This window comes from Streptomyces viridochromogenes DSM 40736 (genome assembly GCF_000158955.1).
Classification (GTDB): domain Bacteria; phylum Actinomycetota; class Actinomycetes; order Streptomycetales; family Streptomycetaceae; genus Streptomyces; species Streptomyces venetus.
Map to the genome: position 1 here is coordinate 560,676 of NZ_GG657757.1, position 19,093 is coordinate 579,768.

Annotated in this window: 11 protein-coding genes and 2 pseudogenes; 7 read left to right on the plus strand and 6 right to left on the minus strand. The window is 73.9% G+C overall.

Annotated elements, in window-relative coordinates; translation table 11 throughout:
- Positions 1-41: 41 nt before the first annotated feature.
- A complete protein-coding gene (locus SSQG_RS02640) occupies positions 42-905 on the plus strand; it encodes an acyl-CoA dehydrogenase family protein (RefSeq protein WP_244299445.1) in 864 nt (287 codons plus the stop codon).
- On the plus strand, positions 902-2,278 hold the full coding sequence (locus SSQG_RS02645; RefSeq protein ID WP_039931816.1) for an FAD-binding oxidoreductase: 1,377 nt from the start codon (positions 902-904) through the stop codon (positions 2,276-2,278). The genes SSQG_RS02640 and SSQG_RS02645 overlap by 4 nt, the downstream gene beginning before the upstream one ends.
- 38 nt (positions 2,279-2,316) lie before the next feature.
- Here the strand turns inward: SSQG_RS02645 and SSQG_RS02650 are convergent, their stop codons facing one another.
- Together SSQG_RS02650 and SSQG_RS02655 are read right to left on the minus strand one after the other, a co-directional pair.
- Complete coding sequence (locus SSQG_RS02650; protein ID WP_003988135.1) at positions 2,317-2,718, minus strand: SseB family protein; 402 nt, start codon at positions 2,716-2,718, stop codon at positions 2,317-2,319.
- Positions 2,719-2,877: 159 nt separating this feature from the next.
- Positions 2,878-3,537, minus strand: coding sequence for a maltokinase N-terminal cap-like domain-containing protein (locus SSQG_RS02655; RefSeq protein ID WP_003988136.1), 660 nt, complete (start codon positions 3,535-3,537; stop codon positions 2,878-2,880).
- Positions 3,538-3,830: 293 nt separating this feature from the next.
- Between SSQG_RS02655 and SSQG_RS42400 the strand changes: the two are divergent.
- The 4 genes and pseudogenes from SSQG_RS42400 to SSQG_RS02670 all read left to right on the plus strand — a co-directional run.
- Positions 3,831-3,980 (plus strand): annotated as a pseudogene (locus tag SSQG_RS42400) (MFS transporter); the annotation flags it as partial.
- A 29-nt stretch (positions 3,981-4,009) separates the two neighbouring features.
- Positions 4,010-5,779, plus strand: coding sequence for a glycoside hydrolase family 35 protein (locus SSQG_RS02660; protein WP_003988138.1), 1,770 nt, complete (start codon positions 4,010-4,012; stop codon positions 5,777-5,779).
- The gene (locus SSQG_RS02665; protein WP_086025142.1) at positions 5,773-8,157 is read left to right on the plus strand and encodes a beta-galactosidase; all 2,385 of its coding nucleotides are present in this window, start codon (positions 5,773-5,775) and stop codon (positions 8,155-8,157) included. Before SSQG_RS02660 ends, SSQG_RS02665 begins: the two co-directional genes overlap by 7 nt.
- A gap of 86 nt (positions 8,158-8,243) precedes the next feature.
- The gene (locus SSQG_RS02670; RefSeq protein ID WP_003988140.1) at positions 8,244-9,308 is read left to right on the plus strand and encodes a LacI family DNA-binding transcriptional regulator; all 1,065 of its coding nucleotides are present in this window, start codon (positions 8,244-8,246) and stop codon (positions 9,306-9,308) included.
- 10 nt (positions 9,309-9,318) lie between these two features.
- On the opposite strand, the pseudogene SSQG_RS02675 reads toward SSQG_RS02670, so the two are convergent.
- From SSQG_RS02675 to SSQG_RS02690, 4 genes and pseudogenes are all read right to left on the minus strand, one after another.
- Positions 9,319-11,300, minus strand: a pseudogene (locus SSQG_RS02675) (heavy metal translocating P-type ATPase).
- A gap of 258 nt (positions 11,301-11,558) precedes the next feature.
- Complete coding sequence (locus tag SSQG_RS02680) at positions 11,559-12,998, minus strand: NAD-dependent succinate-semialdehyde dehydrogenase (protein ID WP_003988142.1); 1,440 nt, start codon at positions 12,996-12,998, stop codon at positions 11,559-11,561.
- Complete coding sequence (locus SSQG_RS02685) at positions 12,995-15,898, minus strand: FAD-binding and (Fe-S)-binding domain-containing protein (RefSeq protein WP_003988143.1); 2,904 nt, start codon at positions 15,896-15,898, stop codon at positions 12,995-12,997. Before SSQG_RS02685 ends, SSQG_RS02680 begins: the two co-directional genes overlap by 4 nt.
- Positions 15,895-17,163 (minus strand): aspartate aminotransferase family protein, encoded by a 1,269-nt coding sequence (locus SSQG_RS02690; protein WP_039931817.1) that lies wholly within the window; start codon positions 17,161-17,163, stop codon positions 15,895-15,897. The genes SSQG_RS02685 and SSQG_RS02690 overlap by 4 nt, the downstream gene beginning before the upstream one ends.
- Before the next feature lie 238 nt (positions 17,164-17,401).
- Here SSQG_RS02690 and SSQG_RS02700 point away from each other — a divergent pair, with 238 nt between their 5' ends.
- Positions 17,402-19,057 carry a PucR family transcriptional regulator gene (locus tag SSQG_RS02700; RefSeq protein WP_003988145.1) on the plus strand — a complete coding sequence of 552 codons (1,656 nt, stop codon included), beginning with the start codon at positions 17,402-17,404 and terminating at the stop codon, positions 19,055-19,057.
- Positions 19,058-19,093 lie beyond the last annotated feature (36 nt).

Below are 19,093 nucleotides of genomic sequence, written 5' to 3' on the forward strand. Positions count from 1 at the left end.
ATGACTCTCACCAACCACGCCCGGCAGGCGGTGCGGCCGCACTGGCCCGAGGAGCTGTACGCGCGTGTGGTGAAGGAGTCGTTCGAACGGCCGGTCCTCCTCAACCACGCGCGCGTGGAGCCCGATCTGGGCTCCCCCGCGCGGGGCGGGCTGCCCGCCACCCGGGCCCGGCCCGGCGCACCGCCGGCGGCTGGGCGGTCAGCGGCACCAAGCGGTTCGTCACGGGCGCCGAGGGGCTCGACTGGTTCCTGGTGTGGGCGACGACCGACGAGCCGGAGCCGCGCGTGGGCACGTTCCTGGTGCCCGGCGGCTCGCCCGGCGTCGAGATCACCGGCCGCTGGGACCAGCTGGGCCTGCGGGCCAGTGGGAGTCACGACGTGACGTTCCGGGACGTCGAGGTCCCCTACGAACACGTCATCGGGCTCGGACCGTACGGGCCGGACGCCGAGCAGGACAACCGTGCGGGCGCGAGTCTCCATCTCCCGCTCGCCGCCCTCTACCTGGGAGTGGCCCGCGCCGCCCAGTCCTTCTTCCACACCTTCGCCCACGCGCGCGTGCCCGCCAACCTCGGTCATCCGGTGGCCCGCACGGAGCGCTTCCGGCGGACCGCCGGGGAGATCGAGGTACTGCTCGCCGCCGCCGAGCAGCTCGTGTTCGACGGCGCCGCGCGGGTGGACACCGCCCATCCCTCCTACACCCCGGAACGGGCCCTCGGGGCGCGGGTCCTGGCCGACCGGCACGGGGTGCGGGCCGTGGAGCTGGCCGTGCGGCTGCTCGGCAACCCGGGGCTGGCCCGCGGCAATCCGCTGGAGCGGCACTTCCGCGACATCCAGTGCGCGCCGGTCCACGCGCCACAGGAGGACATCGCCCTGCTCGCCCTCGGCACGAAAGCACTGAACCCATGACAGCGGCACCGGAAACAACCGCCTCCGCGCGTCTGCTCGGCCTGCTCGCCCGTGACCTGCCGCCCGACCGGCTGCTCACCGATCCGGGAACGATCACCGCGCACACCACCGACCGCTCCGGCACCCGGCCGGACGGGGAGCCGCTGGCCGTCGTACGGGCCCGGCGCACCGAGGACGTCATCGTCACCCTCCGGCACGCGCACGAGCTGGGCGTCCCGGTGGTGCCACGGGGTTCCGGGACCGGCCTGTCGGGCGGGGCGGCGGCGGGAGAGGGCTCGCTGGTCCTGGACCTGTCCGGCATGGACCGGATCCTCGAACTCTCGGCGGACGACCAGCTGGCCGTCGTGGAGCCCGGGGTGATCACCGCCGAACTGGACCGGGCGGCCGGTGAGCACGGTCTGCGCTACGCGCCGGACCCGGCGAGCGCGGCGTGGTCGACCATCGGCGGGAACATCGCGACCAACGCGGGCGGGCTGCGTTGCGCGAAGTACGGGGTGACCCGGGACAGCGTGCTCGGCCTGGAGGCGGTCCTCGCGGACGGCACGGTGGTGCGCACGGGCCGCCGTACCGTCAAGGGCGTCACCGGCTACGACCTGACGGCGCTGCTCACGGGTTCGGAGGGCACCCTCGCCGTGATCACCTCGGCGACGCTGAGGCTGCGGCCGGTGCCGGTGGCGACGGCGACGCTCGCGGCGTACTTCGACACCTTCGAGGCGGCGGCCGAGGCGTCGTACGCGATCACCCGGGCCGGGGTGGAGCCCGCCCTGGCGGAACTGGTCGACGGGCCGGTGCTGCAGGCCGTGGACCCGGCGCTGCGGGAGCGCGGAGCCGCACTGCTGGTGGTGCAGTGCGACGGTGCGGGCGCGGCGAGCGAGGCCGCGGCGGTGGCCCGGCTGCTGGAGCCTCTCGCGACGACGGTGGAGCGGACGGGAGATCCGGCTCGGGCGGAGGCGCTGCTGGCCGCGCGCCGGCTCGCGCTGCCGTCACTGGAGCGGCTCGGCCGCCCGCTGATCGAGGACATCGCGGTCCCTCGCTCCCGGCTCGCGGAGGCGGTCCGGGAGATCCGGGCGATCTCGGCACGCCACGGCGTACCGGTGTTCACCATCGCGCACGCCGCGGACGGCAATCTGCATCCGATCATCGTCGTCGACCCGGCCCTCGGCGGGCTGCCGGACGCGGTGTGGGAGGCGGCGGGCGAGATCTTCGCGCTGGCGCTGCGGCTCGGCGGGACACTGACCGGGGAGCACGGTGTGGGTGTGCTCAAGCGGCAGTGGGTCGCCGAGGAGCTCGGGCCGGCGGCCCACGCGGTGCAGCGGCGGATCAAGGAGGCTCTAGACCCGCGGGGCATCCTGAACCCCGGGAAGGCGCTCTGACCTGCCACGACCGCGTGGGCGCTCGGCGCGAGAGGCTCCTACGGACGGGCCAGCAGGGTGCGGACTCCCTCCGAGGTCAGCGTCAGGCGGTGCTCCGAACTGCCGTCGATGGTGAGCGACAGGTCGTCGGCCGGCCACTGGGCGGCGAGGGCGCCGAGCGGCACCATGCGGTAGCGGGAGACGAACGGCAGCAGCCCGGCCATCTCCACCTCGGAGGTGAACACGGGCACCACCGGCTCGCCGCCCGGCTGTTCCAGCACCGGCAGAGCCACCGCCGAGGGGTTGGCGGCGTCGGCGTCGTTGGCGTCGTCGGGCACGGGGATGAGCACGTCGCTGTTGGCGAGCGCGTCCAGAGCCGCCGCGTCCTCGGTGTTGTCGGCGAGGACGTCCAGTGCCCGCTGGGCGGGCGTGGGCGTGGGGTCGTTTGCGGGTGTCTCCATGGCAGATTCCCTGGTAGCGGCGGTCGTGCGGCCTGCCCGGAGCAAGATCCGCCCCGGACACGTTCCTGCTCGCGTACCCGAACGGGCCCGGGGCAATCCTTCTCGATCTTGGAGGTTCAGGGGAGGGGTTCTGGGGATCGAGAGGATGCTCGCCGCGTGCTAAGCCGGGAGGTCGGGGTACAGGACGGCGAACAGGCCTCGGGCCCGAGACCCGTCCGGCGACTGCCAGGTGCCCGTGAGGTGACCGGTGGATCCCTGCGGGGAGGGGAACGGGCCGTCCGGGGTGGGCTCCAGGACGCGGTGGAGGCGGAGGGTCGGGCCGTGTGGCGCAGTCAGCCGGGTGCCTTCCTGGTCGTCGGTGGTGGTGAAGTCCGCGGGGAGGGGGCCTTCGCCGGTGCGGGTGGCGACGACGTCGCGGTCGGGGACGTCGGTGAGGTTCTGGTCCTGGGCCTGTGCCCGGCCGTCGATCAGGGCCGGCAACTGGGCGAGCAGGACGGGGTCGTGGCAACCGTCGTAGGCCCAGCGGCGGCCGAGGACACCGTGCTCCATGGTGCCGACGAGGGCGTGCTCCGCGCCGTCGAGCGGGGCGCCGCGGTAGGTGAGCGGCACCAGGTAGGTGGTCGAGCGGTCGCCGGAGGTGTCGGTGACGACGATGAACTCGATCCCGACCTCGCCCTCCGGGTCGTCCAGCCGGAACCCGCCCGCCTTGGCCAGTTCCGGTTCGGCGGGGCCACCGCGGTACCAGGGGCGGGAGGGCAGCCAGGAGGTGAGGAGTTCCAGTTTGGTGGGCTTGAGCGTGGTGTGGTGGATGACGGCCATGCCGCGCATTAGATCAGCAGCAGCGCCCGTCTGAACAGGCGTTTTCGGAGGATCCGAGTCGGCGGACGGCAAGCAGAGGGGGCACAGCCGCGATCCGGACCCGCGGCGGCTCCGCCGGCGCTGAAACGGTGTTGACGGACGTTATGTTACCGGTAACATCACCTCTGTTTCCGACGTACGCGACGGTGTCCTCCGCCCACTCCCACCCGTGGGCCGTCTCCCGGAGTCCGCGTGACCGACCAGCACACCGCACAGCGCGCCACCCCCTTCCCTCCCGCCCCGCCCCGCCCACCTCCATGATCGGCGGTGTCGCGGCGGGGCCGGCCCTGGGCAAGGCCATCGAGTGGTCCGGGGTCCGCGCGGTGCCGCTCCTGCTGTGCGGGGTCTCGGCACTCTGTCCGGCCGCCACGCTCTGGCTGATCCGCAGCACCCGATCCTCTTGACCGCCCCTGTCCCGAAGGGAAGCCTCCGCATGCCCGCTCTGACGACGACGTCCGACGGATTCCTGCTGCACGGCGAGCCGTTCCGGATCCTCTCCGGCGCGCTGCACTACTTCCGCGTCCACCCCGACCTGTGGTCCGACCGGCTGCGCAAGGCACGGCTGATGGGGCTCAACACGGTGGAGACGTACCTGCCGTGGAACCACCACCAGCCCGATCCCGAGGGGCCGCTGGTGCTCGACGGCCTCCTCGACCTGCCCCGGTTCCTCCGGCTCGCCCAGGACGAGGGACTGCATGTGCTGCTGCGTCCGGGCCCGTTCATCTGTGCCGAATGGGACGGCGGTGGCCTGCCCGACTGGCTGACCTCCGACCCGGACGTCCGGCTGCGCACCAGCGATCCCCGCTTCACCGGGGCCGTGGACCGCTACCTCGACCTGCTGCTCCCGGCGCTCCGGCCTCATCTCGCCGCGGCGGGCGGGCCCGTGATCGCGGTGCAGGTGGAGAACGAGTACGGGGCCTACGGCGACGACTGCGCGTATCTGAAGCACCTGGCCGACGCGTTCCGCTCCCGGGGCGTCGAGGAGCTGCTGTTCACCTGCGACCAGGCCGATCCCGAGCACCTGGCCGCGGGCAGCCTGCCAGGCGTGCTGACCGCCAGCACCTTCGGCAGCCGCGTGGAGCAGTCATTCGGCCGACTGCGCGAGCACCGAAGCGAAGGCCCGCTGTTCTGCGCCGAGTTCTGGATCGGCTGGTTCGACCACTGGGGCGGTCCGCATCACGTGCGGGACGCGGCGGACGCCGCCGCTGACCTGGACCGGCTGCTCTCCGCCGGGGCGTCCGTCAACATCTACATGTTCCACGGCGGCACCAACTTCGGGTTCGCCAACGGCGCCAACCACAAGCACGCGTACACGCCGACCGTCACGTCGTACGACTACGACGCCGCGCTCACCGAGTGCGGCGACCCGGGTCCGAAGTATCACGCCTTCCGCGAGGTCATCGCCCGCCACGCGTCCGTTCCCGACGAGCCCGCCCCGGAGCCGGGAGTCAAACTCTCGCCGACCGACGTCGAGTTGAACGGCCGGGCACTTCTACTGCCCCTCGCCGAGGCGCTCGCCGCTCCCGTCCGTGCCGACGCTCCGCTGACCATGGGCGAGCTCGGGCAGCGCACCGGCTACGCCCTCTACCGCACCACTCTCCCCGCCGCCGGGGACGGCCTGCTGCACTTCGGCGGTGGTGTCGGCGATCGTGCCCAGGTCTTCGTCGACGGCGCGCCGGTCGGGGTACTGGAGCGCGAACGCCACGACGAGACCCTGCCCGTGCGCGTCCCACGATCCGGCGCGACGCTGGAGGTCCTCGTCGAGAACATGGGCGGCGTCAACTATGGGCCGCGTATCGGAGCGCCCAAGGGCCTGCTCGGGCCGGTCTCCTTCAACGGCGACGCCCTGCGCGGCTGGGACTGCCACCCGTTGCCGCTGGACGACCCCGGCGCGGTGCCGTTCTCCCCGGCCGGCGACACGGCGGCGGTCACCGTACCGGCCTTCCACCGCGGCGCCTTCGAGGTGGCCGTGCCCGCCGACGCCTTCCTCGCCCTGCCCGGCTGGACGAAGGGGCAGGCCTGGGTCAACGGCTTCCACCTGGGCCGCTACTGGAACCGTGGGCCGCAGCACACGCTCTACGTGCCCGGGCCGGTGCTGCGTCCGGGTGCGAACGAGCTGGTCCTGCTGGAGCTGCACGGCACCACCGCCACCCGCGCCCGGCTCACCGACGCGCCCGACCTCGGCCCGGAGAACACCTGGTGACCCCGCACCGGCTGCGCGTACCCGCGCCCTCCGCTCCCCCGCGAACCGGCCACCTCCCCTTCGCCGACGCCCCGGGCGTGCCCGACCCCGTCGAGGTCACCGGCCGCTGGCTCACCCGGGGCGGCCGCCCCTGGTTCCCGGTCTCGGGCGAGTTCCACTACTCCCGCTACCCGGCCGGACAGTGGGAGGAGGAGCTGCTGAAGATGAAGGCGGGCGGGGTGACCGCCGTCGCCTCCTACGTCCTGTGGATCCATCACGAGGAGGTCGAGGGCCGGATCCGCTTCGACGGCGACCGCGATCTCAGGCGCTTCGCCGCGCTGTGTGCCCGGCACGGTCTGGACTTCGTCCCCCGCATCGGGCCCTGGTGTCACGCGGAGGTCCGGGGTGGCGGACTGCCCGACTGGCTGCTCGCCCGCGCCCTCACCCCGCGCACCGACGACCCGGCCTATCTGGCGGCCGTGCGCACCTGGTTCGCGGCCGTCGCGGACGAGCTGCGCGGCCTGGACCGGGAGCACGGCGGCCCGATCGTCGCGATCCAGGTCGAGAACGAGCTCTCCGACCAGCCGGGCCACCTGCGGACGCTGAAGCGCCTGGCCCAGGAGGCCGGACTGAGGGCGCCGCTGTGGACGTCGACCGCCTGGGGCGGGGTGCAGCTCCCGGGAGAGGAGCTGCTGCCGCTGTACGGCGGCTATCCGGAGGCGTTCTGGACGGAGGCGGACGGCGGCTGGCCCGACACCTGCCGCACGCACTTCTTCTTCACCCACGAGCGCGACGACGAAGGCATCGGCGCCGACCTGCGACCCACGTCGGTGCGCGAAGCCGGTCCGGTTCCGGCGGACCGATTCCCCTGGGCGACCTGCGAGTTGGGCGGCGGCATGGCGGTGGCCTACCACCGGCGGCCCAGGGTCGAGGCCGCCGACGTCGGCGCGCTGGGGCTCACCAAGATCGGCTGCGGCTCGGTGTGGCAGGGCTACTACATGTTCCACGGCGGCACCAACCCGCCCGGCGAGCTGACGACCCTTCAGGAGTCGCACGCCACCGGCTATCCCAACGACCTGCCGGTGCTGAGCTACGACTTCCAGGCCCCGCTCGGCGAGTACGGCCAAGTGCGTCCCACCTATCACGAACTGCGGCTCCAGCACCTGCTGCTCGCCTGTTTCGGGCAGCGGATCGCGCCGATGGAGTCCGTGCTTCCGGAGCGGCGGCCCACCGGACGGCACGACCGGGACACCCTGCGCTGGGCCGTCCGCACCGACGGCACCTCGGGCTTCCTCTTCGTGACCAATCATCAGCCGCACGAGCCGCTGCCGGACCATCCGGACACGGCCTTCACGATCGGCTTCCCGGACGCGCCGGCGCTGACGCTGCCGAGCACTCCCGTCACGGTGCCCTCGGGCGCGTACTTCTGCTGGCCGCTGCGGCTGGAGGTGGCCGGGCTGCGACTGGAGTGGGCGACCGCGCAACCGGTGTGCACCGTCGAGGCGGCCGGCCGTACGGTCCTGGTGCTGGCCGCGACCGACGGCATCGCACCCGAACTCGCCCTGGACGCGGCCACGGTGGAGTCTGTCTCGACGCCGTCCGGGGACGTGACACCGGTCGCCGGCCGGATCCTGGTCAGCGGAGCGCGGCCCGGCACCGACGCCCTGGTCGAGGTGGAAGCGGCCGACGGTTCACGTGTCGGTCTGCTGATCCTGGACGCGGCGACAGCCCGCACCGTCTACCGGGGTACCGCGTGGGGAGCCGAGCGGTTGGTGCTGTGCGGGGACGGTGTCGTCTTCGACGGGGACGAGGTGCGGCTGCGCAGCCGGGCCGCCGAGCCGTCGTTCGCGGTGCTGCCCGCGCCGGAGTCCGCTCCGGTGGTGGAAGGGGCGCGGGTGCGGGAGGCGGCGGACGGCGCGTTCACCCGCTACACGATCGAGGCCGGGCCCGCGGCGGACACCGCCGTCCTCGTCACCCTGGTCAGGCCCGCCGGTCCGGCGCCCGAGCCGGAGTACGGCGTGCGGGGCCGGGCGAGCGCGCCGGCGGACAAGCACGTGGAGACGGTGTCCGCCGAGTACCACGTCGACGTACCGGAGGACCTGCTGCGGGACCCCGCCGGTGTGCTGCTGAGGCTGAGCTGGACGGGCGACCTGGCCCGCGCCTACGTGGGGGACGTCCTGGTCGCCGACCAGTTCTACTCGGGGCGTGTGTGGGACATCGGCCTGGACCGGCTGCCCGTCGAGGAGGTGCGCGGGCGGGGACTGCGGTTGCGGGTGCTGCCGCTGGCCGCGGGGGCCCGGGTGCATGTGCCCGGGCAGGTGGGCGACGCCTGGCGGGAGGCCGCGGTGCGGCAGGCCGAGTGGGTGGTCACGCGCTCCTGGGCGGCCAGGGCCGGTTGAAGCCCCTGCCCACGCCGCCCGGCCTATGCTGTGCTCCTGCCGGGCGGCCCAGGACCGCCGTATCCGACGTCGAGGAATCACCCGCCATGACACCGAGCGCCACCGACAGCCCCGTCCCCAGGGGCCGCAGCCGGCGCAACTTCGCGGGGACGCGGCCGGTGATGGCCGACGTGGCCCGGCTGGCCGGCGTCTCCAAGCAGACCGTGTCCCGGGTGCTCAACGACCACCCGGCCGTACGCCCCGGGACGCGCGAGGCGGTCCTGGACGCCATGCGCACGCTCGGCTACCGGCCGAGCCGCAGCGCACGGTCCCTGGCCAGCGGCCGGACCCGGATGCTCGGGGTCATCTCCTTCGACGCCGCCCGGTACGGGCCGGCCTCCATCCTGACGGCGATCAACACCGCTGCCCAGGACGCCGGATACCTCGTGAGCTCCATCGCCCTGGACACGGCCGATCACGACACCGTCGTCGAGGCGGTGAACCGCCTGTCGGCCGAGGGCGCGGACGGCGTCATCGCGATCGCCCCTCAGCAGTGGGTGGGCCGGGCCCTGGCCGAGACCGACCTCGGCACGCCCCTGGTGGTGCTGGAGAGCGCCCTCGACAGCGGCACGCCCCCGGTCACCGGCGACTCCCGTACCGGCGCCCGCAAGGCCACCGAGCACCTCCTCGGTCTCGGGCACACCACCGTGTGGCACATCGCGGGCCCGGCCGGCTGGACCTCCGCCGAACACCGGCTGGGCAGCTGGCAGGCCACGCTCCAGGCGGCCGGTGCCGACGTCCCGGCCCCGCTCGCCGGGGACTGGAGCGCCGACTCCGGTTACGAGCTGGGCCGCCGGCTGGCCCGGCGCCCGGAGGTGACGGCGGTGTTCGCCTCCAATGACCAGATGGCCCTGGGGCTGCTGCACGCCCTGCACGAGTCGGGGCGGTCCGTCCCCGGCGACGTCAGCGTCGTCGGCTACGACGACATCCCCGAGGCCGCGCATCTCCTGCCGCCGCTGACCACCGTCCGCACCGACTTCACCGAGATCGGCACCCGTTCCCTGCGTCTCCTGCTGGACCGTATCGACGGTCCCGGGGAGCGGCCCCGGGTGGAGACCCTGGTGCCCGTCGACCTGGTGGTGCGGGCCAGCAGCGGCCCGCCGCCGCGCTGAGGCCGTTCCATCAGCCGTTTTCCCGGGCGGCCGCACGCCGCCAGGCGCTCTCCCGCAGCAGGCGCAGGCCGTTCAGGCCGACCAGGACCGTGGAGCCCTCGTGGCCCGCGACGCCGAGCGGCAGCGGCAGGGTCCCGGCCAGGTCCCAGACGACGAGGCCGGCGATGAACACCCCGGCGATGACGAGGTTCTGGACGACCAGCCCGCGGGCGCGGCGGGACAGGGCGACGGTGGTGGGGACCGCGGCGAGTTCGTCGCGCACGATCACCGCGTCCGCGGTCTCCAGGGCGAGGTCGGAGCCCGCCCGGCCCATGGCGACGCCGGTGTGCGCGGCGGCCAGGGCGGGTGCGTCGTTGACGCCGTCCCCGACGACCAGCACCTTGCGGCCCGCGCTCGTCATCTCCCGCACGGCGGCCAGCTTGTCCTGCGGCAGCAGCCCGGCCCGCACGTCGTCGATGCCCGCCTCGGCGGCGAGGTGCGCGGCGGCACGGGGGTTGTCGCCGGTGAGGAGCACGGGGGCGGCGCCGGTGAGCGTGGCGAGCGCGGTGACGGTGGCGGCGGCGTCCGGGCGGAGCCGGTCGGCGATGCCGAGCAGTCCGGCGGGGGCGCCGTCGACGACGACGAGGACGGCGGTACGGCCGGATTCCTCGAGGTCCCCGGCCAGGTCGGCGACCGCGCGGTGTGGGCCGTCCAGCAGGCGGGACGGCGCGCCCACCTGGACCGTACGGCCCGTCACGACGGCGGTCACTCCCACGCCGGGCGCGGAGGTGAAGTCCCGCGCGCCCGGCAGCACCAGTCCGCGTTCGCGGGCCGCGTCCACGACGGCCCGGGCCAGCGGATGCTCACTGGGCCGTTCCGCCGCCGCCGCGAGCCGCAGCAACCCGTCCTCGTCCAGGCCGGGTTCCGGCAGCGGCCGGACGTCGGTGACGCGCGGGCTGCCCTCGGTCAGCGTGCCGGTCTTGTCCAGCGCGACCGCGTCCGTCTTGCCCGATCCGCTCCATCACCACGGCCGAACTTCACCAGCACACCGTGCCGTCCCGCGTTGGCGATGGCCGACAGCAGGGGCGGCATGGTGGCCAGCACGACCGCGCACGGCGAGGCCACGATCATGAACGTCATGGCGCGCAGCAGCGCGTCGGTGAGGTGTGCGCCGAAGGCGAGCGGCACCAGGAAGACGGCCAGGGTCGCGGCCACCATGCCCAGCGAGTAGCGCTGTTCGACCTTCTCGATGAACAGCTGCGTGGGCGCCTTGGTCTCGGAGGCCTCCTGCACCATGCGCACGATCCGGGCGATCACCGAGTCGGACGCGTCGCGGTCGACCCGGACGCGCAGGGCGCCGGTGCCGTTGAGGGTGCCGGCGAAGACCTCGTCGCCCGGTTCCTTCGCCACGGGGAGCGGTTCGCCCGTGATGGTCGCCTGGTCCACCTCGCTCGCTCCGTCCAGCACGCGGCCGTCGGCACCGACGCGTTCTCCCGGACGTACCAGGACGGTGTCCCCCACGGCCAGCTCGTCCACGGGCACGGTCTGTTCGCCGCCGTCCGGGGCCAGCCGGGTGGCCGTGGCCGGGGCCAGGTCGAGCAGGCCCCGGACCGAGTCGGCGGTGCGGGCCGTGGCCAGCGCCTCCAGCGCGCCGGAGGTGGCGAAGATGACGATGAGCAGCGCGCCGTCCATCACCTGCCCGATCGCCGCCGCGCCCAGTGCGGCGACCACCATCAGCAGATCGACGTCGAGCGTGCGGTCCTTCAGCGCCTTGAGGCCCTCCCACCCCGGCTCCCAGCCGCCCGTGACGTACGCCAGTGCGTACAGCGGGCCCCAGGTCCAGGCGGGGGCGCCGGTCATCTGCAAGGGCAGCGCGAGCAGGAAGAAGACGGTGGCCGCGGCGGCCCAGCGCGCCTCGGGGAGCGCGAGGACACGGGTCCGCCGCCGGGGCGCCGCCCCGTCGGGTGCGGGCTTCGCCCGTTCGACCGGCCGGGGCGTGAGGGTGGAGGTCATCAGGGGTCCTTCTGGCGGGGTGCGCGTGGCGCGTGGCCCTCACCATACAGGAACACATGAAGACTGATTCATGTCTTCATTCCCCATCAGGGATGCCGGGGGTCGACGGGGTCAGCGCACGGGCCCCGCAAAGCACCGCCGGCCACGGTGGCCGTCTCCCTGCCCGACTCCCGTTTCGAGCCCGGCCGGCTCGCCGGGCCGGGCGGGCTGGTGACCGGCACCGCGGCCGAGATCACCGCCCGCCACCAGGGCTGACCCTCAGCGCACGGGCACGGCCAGGTACTGGTACTCCAGGAACTCGTCGATCCCGACCCGTCCGCCCTCGCGGCCGAGCCCGGACTGCTTGACGCCGCCGAAGGGCGCGGCCGGGTTGGAGACGAGGCCGGTGTTGAGCCCGACCATGCCGACCTCCAGGCTTTCACTGACGCGCAGGCCGCGGTCCAGGCCCTCGGTGAACACGTAGCCGACCAGGCCCCAGGGCGTGTCGTTGGCGCGGCGCACGACCTCGTCCTCGTCGTCGAAGGTGAGGATCGCGGCGACCGGCCCGAAGATCTCCGTGTCCATCAGGCGGCTCTCGGGAGAGACACCGGCGAGCACGGTCGGCGGGTAGAAGCAGCCCGGCCCGTCGGGTGTACGGCCACCCACCAGCACCTGGGCGCCGCGTTGCACCGCGTCGGCGACCAGTTCCTCGACCTTGCCGCGTCCGGCGGCGTCGATCAGCGGGCCGACGTCGACGCCGTCCCGGGTGCCGGGGCCCACCACGAGCGCGCCCATCCGCTCGGCGAGGCGCCGCCCGAACTCGTCGGCCACGGAGCGGTGCACGAAGAAGCGGTTCGCGGCGGTGCAGGCCTCACCCATGTTGCGCATCTTGGCGACCATCGCGCCGTCCACCGCCACGTCCAGGTCGGCGTCGTCGAAGACGATGAAGGGGGCGTTGCCGCCCAGCTCCATCGAGGTGCGTACGACGGTGTCCGCGCACTGGGCGAGCAGCAGCCGGCCGACGGCTGTGGAGCCGGTGAAGGACAGCTTGCGGATCCGGCCGCCGCGCAGCAGTGGCTCGCACACCTCGCCGGCGCGGGAGGTGGTGACGACGTTCAGCACGCCGTCCGGCAGCCCGGCCTCCTTGAGGATGCCTGCCAGGGCGAGGCTGGACAGCGGGGTCTGCGGGGCCGGCTTGAGAATCATCGTGCAGCCCGCCGCGATCGCCGGGCCGATCTTGCGGGTGCCCATGGCCAGCGGGAAGTTCCACGGCGTGATCAGCAGGCAGGGACCGACCGGGCGGCGGGAGAGCAGCATGCGGTTGCGGCCGTCGGGCAGGATGCCGTACCCGCCGTCGATACGGACGGCCTCCTCGGAGAACCAGCGGAAGAACTCGGCGGCGTAGGCCACCTCTCCCCTGGCCTCGGCGAGCGGTTTGCCCATCTCGGACGTCATCAGACGGGCGAGCTCGTCGGTGCGCTCCAGGATCAGCTCGTGGGCGCGGCGCAGGATCTCGCTGCGGGCCCGGGGCGCCGTGCGGGCCCAGTCCCGCTGCGCCTGGACGGCCGTCTCCTCCGCGAGCCGGGCGTCCTTCGGGCCCGCGTCGGCGACGTGGCAGAGGATCTCGCCGGTCGCGGGGTCGTCGACGGGCAGGGTGGCGCCGTCCGCGGCGTCCACCCAGGCCCCGCCGATGAACAACTGGTTCGCAACGTCGGTCATGGTGTCTCTCCTGGAAGGTCGGCGGCGGGGTCGAGGAGTTCCGCGAGGTGCAGGGCGCGGACGCCCCGGTCACCGGCGAGATGGTCGATCTGGGTGGCGCAGCTGAAGCCGTCGGCGACGACGGTCCGTCCTTCGAGGGCGTCGAGGCGGGGCGTGAGGGCGAGGTCCGCGACGGCCACGGAGGTGTCGTAGTGCTCCGCCTCGAAGCCGAAGTTCCCGGCGAGTCCGCAGCAGCCCTCGGCCTCGTCGACGTCGCGTACGCCGAGGCGGCGCAGCAGGTCTGCGGGGCGCCGGCCCTTGAAGGTGGCGTACTCGTGGCAGTGGGTCTGGAGCACCAGCGTCTCGGGCAGCGGTGGCGGTGTCCACCCCTGGTCGGCCAGCTCGGTCAGCGCTCCGGTGAGGGTGTGGACGCGGTCGGCGACACGCCGCGCTGCCTCGGTGCCGAGTAGTTCTGGCACATCGCGTTTGAGCGCGGCCGCGCAGCTCGGCTCGGCCACGACGATCGGCCGGTCGTCGCCGTCGTCGAGGGCGGCGACGGTACGGGACATGACCCGGCGGGCCGTGCCCAGCTGGCCGGTGCTGACCCAGGTCAGACCGCAGCACAGGCCGTCCCGTGGCGCACAGGGGATCCCGGCTCCGGCGAGGACGCGGCCCGCGGCGCCCGCGACCCCGGGACGGAAGGCACGGGTGAAGCTGTCGACGAAGAGCAGGGCCCTGGCCGGTTCACCGGTTCGCGCCGTGCGCAGGGCCCGGCGCAGCGTGTGCCGGGAGGCGAAGGCCGGGATCCGGCGCCTGGTGGTGACGCCGCCGAGACGGGCGAGCAGCCGGCCGAGGGGGCCGCGCAGCAGCGCGTTGACCGGGCGGGCCGCGTGTCCGGCGAGCGCCGAGGTGAGCGGCAGCCAGCCGAGTGAGTAGTGGGAGCGGGGCCGCAGGCGGCCCTTGTAGTGCTGGTGGAGGAACTCCGCCTTGTAGGTGGCCATGTCGACGCCGACCGGGCAGTCGCTGGAGCAGGCCTTGCAGGACAGGCACAGGTCGAGGGCGTCGCGCACCTCGGTGGAGCGCCAGCCGTCCTGGACGGTCTCGCCGCGCACCATCTCCTGGAGCAGGCGGGCCCGGCCGCGGGTCGAGTGGTTCTCCTCGCCCGTGGCGCGGTAGCTCGGGCACATCACCCCGCCCGCGTCGCTGCGGCAGCGTCCGATGCCGACACAGCGGCGTACCGCGCCCGCGAGACCGTCCTCATCGTGCGGGAAGGTGAACGACGTGTCGACGAGGGGCAGTTCACGCAAAGCGAGGTCGGCGTCGAGCGGGGCGGGGTCGACGACGACGCCGGGGTTCAGCAGCCCGTCCGGGTCGAAGACCTGCTTGAACGCGGCGAACACGGCGATCATGCGGTGGCTGTACATGACCTGGAGCAGCTCGCTGCGGGCCCGCCCGTCGCCGTGCTCGCCCGACAGCGTGCCGCCGTGCTCGACGACCAGGGCCGCCGCCTCGGTGAGGAAGCGCCGCATGGCCGCCTGGCCGGCCTCGCTCGCCGGGTCGAAGTCGATCCGCACGTGGACGCAGCCCGCGCCGAAATGCCCGTACAGCACGCCCGTCAGCCCGTGCGAGGCCAGCAGCTCGCGGAAGCCGCGCAGGTAGGCGGCGAGGTTCCCGGGCGCGACGGCCGCGTCCTCCCAGCCGGGCCAGGACTCTCCCCCACTCTCGGCTCCGCTCGAGCGGGCGGTACCCCCATCGTCCACCAGCCTGGCGGCGAGCCCGGCCCCGTCCTCCCGCACCCGCCACAGCGAACGCCGCTCCGCCGCGCTCTCGACGACCCGGCCGCCGGTCATGCGGCCCGCGGCCTTGAGCGCGTCGAGCAGTTCGGCGGCGCGGGCGGTCACCGAGGCCTGGTCGTCGCCTTCGAGTTCGACGTAGAGCCAGGCACGTCCCTCCGGCAGCCCCGTGACGGAGTCCGGGCCACGGCGGGCGCGCATGGTGGCCACGATCGCCTCGTCCATGCCCTCCACCGCGCTGGGCGACCAGCGCAGGATCTCCGGCACGTCCTCGGCCGCCTCGACCACGTCGTCGTAGCCGAGGGTGAGCAGCGTCGAGGCCTGTGCGGTCGCCACCAGGCGGACCGTCGCGGCGGTGACGACCGCGCAGGTGCCCTCGGTGCCCACCAGGGCACGGGCCAGGTCGAAGCCGTTCTCCGGGAGCAGGTGATGCAGCTGGTAGCCGGAGACCTGGCGCGGGATACGGCCCAGCTCGGTACGGATCGGCTCCAGGTTCTCCTCGACCAGGCGTCGCAGGTCCGCTTCGAGCCGGGCGACGAGACCGGCGTCGCCGGGGTCCGCCGGATGCAGCCCGCGGTGGTCGGCCACCGCCCGTACGCCGTCCGCCGTCACGATCTCCAGCGCCTCGACGTGGCCGCTGGTCCGCCCGTCGCGCACCGACCGGTTGCCGCACGCGTCGTTGCCGATCATGCCGCCGAGGGTGCAGCGGCTGTGCGACGAGGGGTCCGGCCCGAAGTCCAGCCCGTGCGGGGCGGTCGCGCCGCGCAGCACGTCCAGGACGACACCGGACTCGACTCGGGCGGTACGCGCCTCGACGTCGATGTCCAGGATCCGGTTCATGTACCGGGAGAAGTCCAGGACGACACCGGCTCCGACGGCGTTGCCCGCCATGCTGGTGCCACCGCCCCGGGCCGTGACCGGGACGCCCGCCTCGCGGCAGGCCCGCAGCACCGCGGCCACGTCGTCGGCGGTGCGCGGGAAGGCCACGGCCCGGGGCGGGACGCGGTAGTTGGAGGCGTCGTAGGCGTAGGGGCCCGTCGCCCCCGGTCCGCTCTCCACCCGCAGGCCGGGCGCGATCTCGGCGAGACGGGCCGTCAGACCGGCCGGGCCGCGGGTGGTGGTGGTCATCGGTCCGTGGCTCCCGACGTGCCGGCCTCGACCGCCTTCGCCCAGGCCTGGAGGCCCTCGTCCACGCCCGTCTCGTCGATCACGAGTGCCGGGATCATCCGGACCACCTGGTTCCACGCGCCGCACAGCAGCAGGAGCAGGCCCTCGTCGACGGCGGCGCGCTGCACGCGTGCGGCGGTTGCGGGGTCGGGGTCGCCGTCCTCGGTGACGAACTCGGTGGCCAGCATGAGACCGAGGCCGCGGACGTCGCCGATGCCCGGCGTCCGCTCGGCCACCGCCTCCAGTCCCTGGCGCAGCCGCTTGCCCATCGCTTCCGCGTTCTCGACGAGTTTCTCGTCACGGACGACGTCGAGGGTCGCGCAGGCCGCTGCACAGGCGACGGCGTTGGCGCCGTACGTGCCGCCCTGCGAGCCGGGCCACGCCTTCGTCATCAGCTCCTCGGAGGCGGCGATGCCGGACAGCGGGAAGCCGCTGGCCAGGCCCTTGGCGGTGACGAGGATGTCGGGGGTGACGCCGAAGTGGTCGTGGCCCCAGAAGCGCCCGGTGCGGCCGACGCCGGTCTGCACCTCGTCGAGGATCAGCAGGAAGCCGTGCCGGTCCGCCCGCTCCCGCAGCCCTTCCAGGAAGGCGCGGTTCGCGGGCACGTACCCGCCCTCGCCGAGCACCGGTTCGACGATGATCGCGGCCGTGTCGGCGGGCGAGGAGATCGTCTGGAGGGTGTAGTCGAGTTCCTTCAGCGCGAAGCGGGTGGCGGTCTCCTCGTCCCAGCCGTAGCGGAAGGCCGTCGGGAACGGGGTGACGACCACGCCGCTCATCAGCGGGGAGAAGCCCGACCGGAAGCGGACGCCGGAGGTGGTCATGGCGGCGGCGGCGACCGTACGGCCGTGGAAACCGCCGTGGCAGACCAGGACGTTGGGCCGGCCGGTGGCCTGGCGGGCCAGGCGCAGCGCCGCCTCGACGGCCTCGCTGCCGGAGTTGGTGAAGAACAGGCTGTCCAGGCCGGAGGGCAGAACCTCGCCGAGCTTGTCGACGAGACGGCGCAGCGGCTGGTGCATGACGGTCGTGTACTGGCCGTGGATCAGCGTGCCCACCTGCTCCTGCGCCGCCGCCACGACCTTGGGGTGGCAGTGCCCGGTGCTGGTGACGCCGATGCCGGCGGTGAAGTCGAGGTAGCGGCGGCCGTCCTCACCGTAGAGGTGGACGCCCTCGCCCCTGGCCGCCACCACGGGCGTGGCCTGGCGAAGCTGCGGCGACAGTGCGGTCATGTTCGTCTCCCGGCCTGCGTCGAGGTCTGCTTGCGGTGATCTGCCGTGCTGGTCCGACACTGCGAGCATCCATGCCGCTGCGGACGGCGACAACGCGTGATGTGTCCGGCGGGAACGCGTTGTTCGGACGTTGTGTCAACCCGCGGGCCGGTCAGGTGCCCGATCGCCTCGGCGTGGGTAGCTCTTGCGCAGGTCAGCGCCGCTTGTCAGAGTGACCGGGCACCCCCGGGAGGCACCCGTGAACGACAACCCGCCGAAGGCTCCTCCGCCCGCCCCGGACGACCGTGACTCCGCTCCGTCCGGCCGCCCGCCGACCGTCGCCGACGTCCTGGCCCTGCCGGTCCTGGCCGCCGGGCAGCCCCAGGTGGTCGCCGGGCTGGCCCAGCTGGACCGGCCGGTGCGCTGGGTGCACATCACCGAGCTGACCGACCCCGCCTCCTTCCTCAAGGGCGGCGAGCTGGTCCTGACCACCGGCATGCCCCTGCCCGAGGACGCCGCGGGTGTCCGCCGGTACGTCGACGAACTCACCGAAGTGGGAGCCGCCGCCCTGGTCATCGAGCTGGTGCGGCGCTACCACCGCCCACCCGACGCCCTCGTGCAGGCCTGCCGGGCCCGCGGGCTGCCCCTGGTCACCCTCGCCCGGGACGTCAACTTCCTGGAGGTCACCCAGGTCGTCCACGCCCTCATCCTCGGCAGCCAGGCCGACGCGATGCGCCGGAGCCAGCGGATCCACGAGGCGTTCACCGCCCTGACGCTGCGTGGCGCGGGACCGCAGGACGTGGTGCGCGCGGCGGCGGAGATGAGCGGCCGGACGGTGGTCCTGGAGAACCTGGCGCACCAGGCGCTGCTGTGCGAGCCGTCGGGGAGCACGGTGGAGGAGGCGCTCACCGGCTGGGAACAGCGCTCCCGGGCGGCCGAGCCCGGCGACCACACCGAGGTGGGCGGCCCGGAGGGCTGGCTCACCGCGCCGGTCTCCTACCAGGGCGAACGCTGGGGCCGTCTGGCCATGCTCCGGCCCCCCGGGGAGGGAGGGGGCTTCGGGCCGGAACACATCACGGTCCTGGAGCGGACGGCGATGGCCCTGACCGTCGCCCGCCTCATCCATTCCACGCCCTGGGAGCAGACGGCGCACCGCAGCGCCCTGCGGGAGCTGGCGGAGCAGCGCCACCACTCCCCCGAGGACGCCCGGGCCCGCTGCGCCGCCCTGGGCCTGCCCACCGAGGACAGCCGCTTCCTGGCGATCCTGGTCGACCTGGGCCCCGGTGCCGAGGGCAGCGAGTTGGAGGCCCGGCTGCACCAGGACCTCAGATCGTCGGGGATCCCTGCGCTGGTCGGCGAGCTCTCCCCCGGCCGCCTCGGCATCCTGCCGGCCCTGCGGCCCGCCCAGCCCTGGCGTCCCGTGGCCGAACGCCTCGGCCGCACCGCGCTGGGTCTGGCCCCGGGAGCGATCGTGAGTGCGGGCTCGGAGGTGACGGACCTCGCCGACACCGCGCGCTCCTTCCGGGAGGCGGCGCGGGTCCTGGAGGCCACCCCGCCCGGTCAGCCGCTCCCCCCGGACCGCTCCTTCCACGAGCTTGTGGACGTCGACCTGCGCCGCCTGCTCTACGCCCTGCGGGAGGACACCCGCGTCCAGGACTACACCGAGCGCCGGCTCGGCCGGCTCATCGACCACGACACCCGGCACGGCACCGACCTGCTGACGACCCTCGGCCACTACCTCGACGCCGCCGGCAACAAGACCACCGCGGCCCGCCGTGGCGGCCTGTCGAGGGAGACCATGTACCAGCGGCTGCGCACCGTCGAACGCGTCCTCGGCACCGACCTGGAGTCCGGTGAAGGACGCACCGAACTCCATGTGGCGCTCACGGCGCTGCGTGTCCTGCGCTCCCGGTGAGACAGGCCGGGGCCGTCCCCCACACAGACGGTGGTG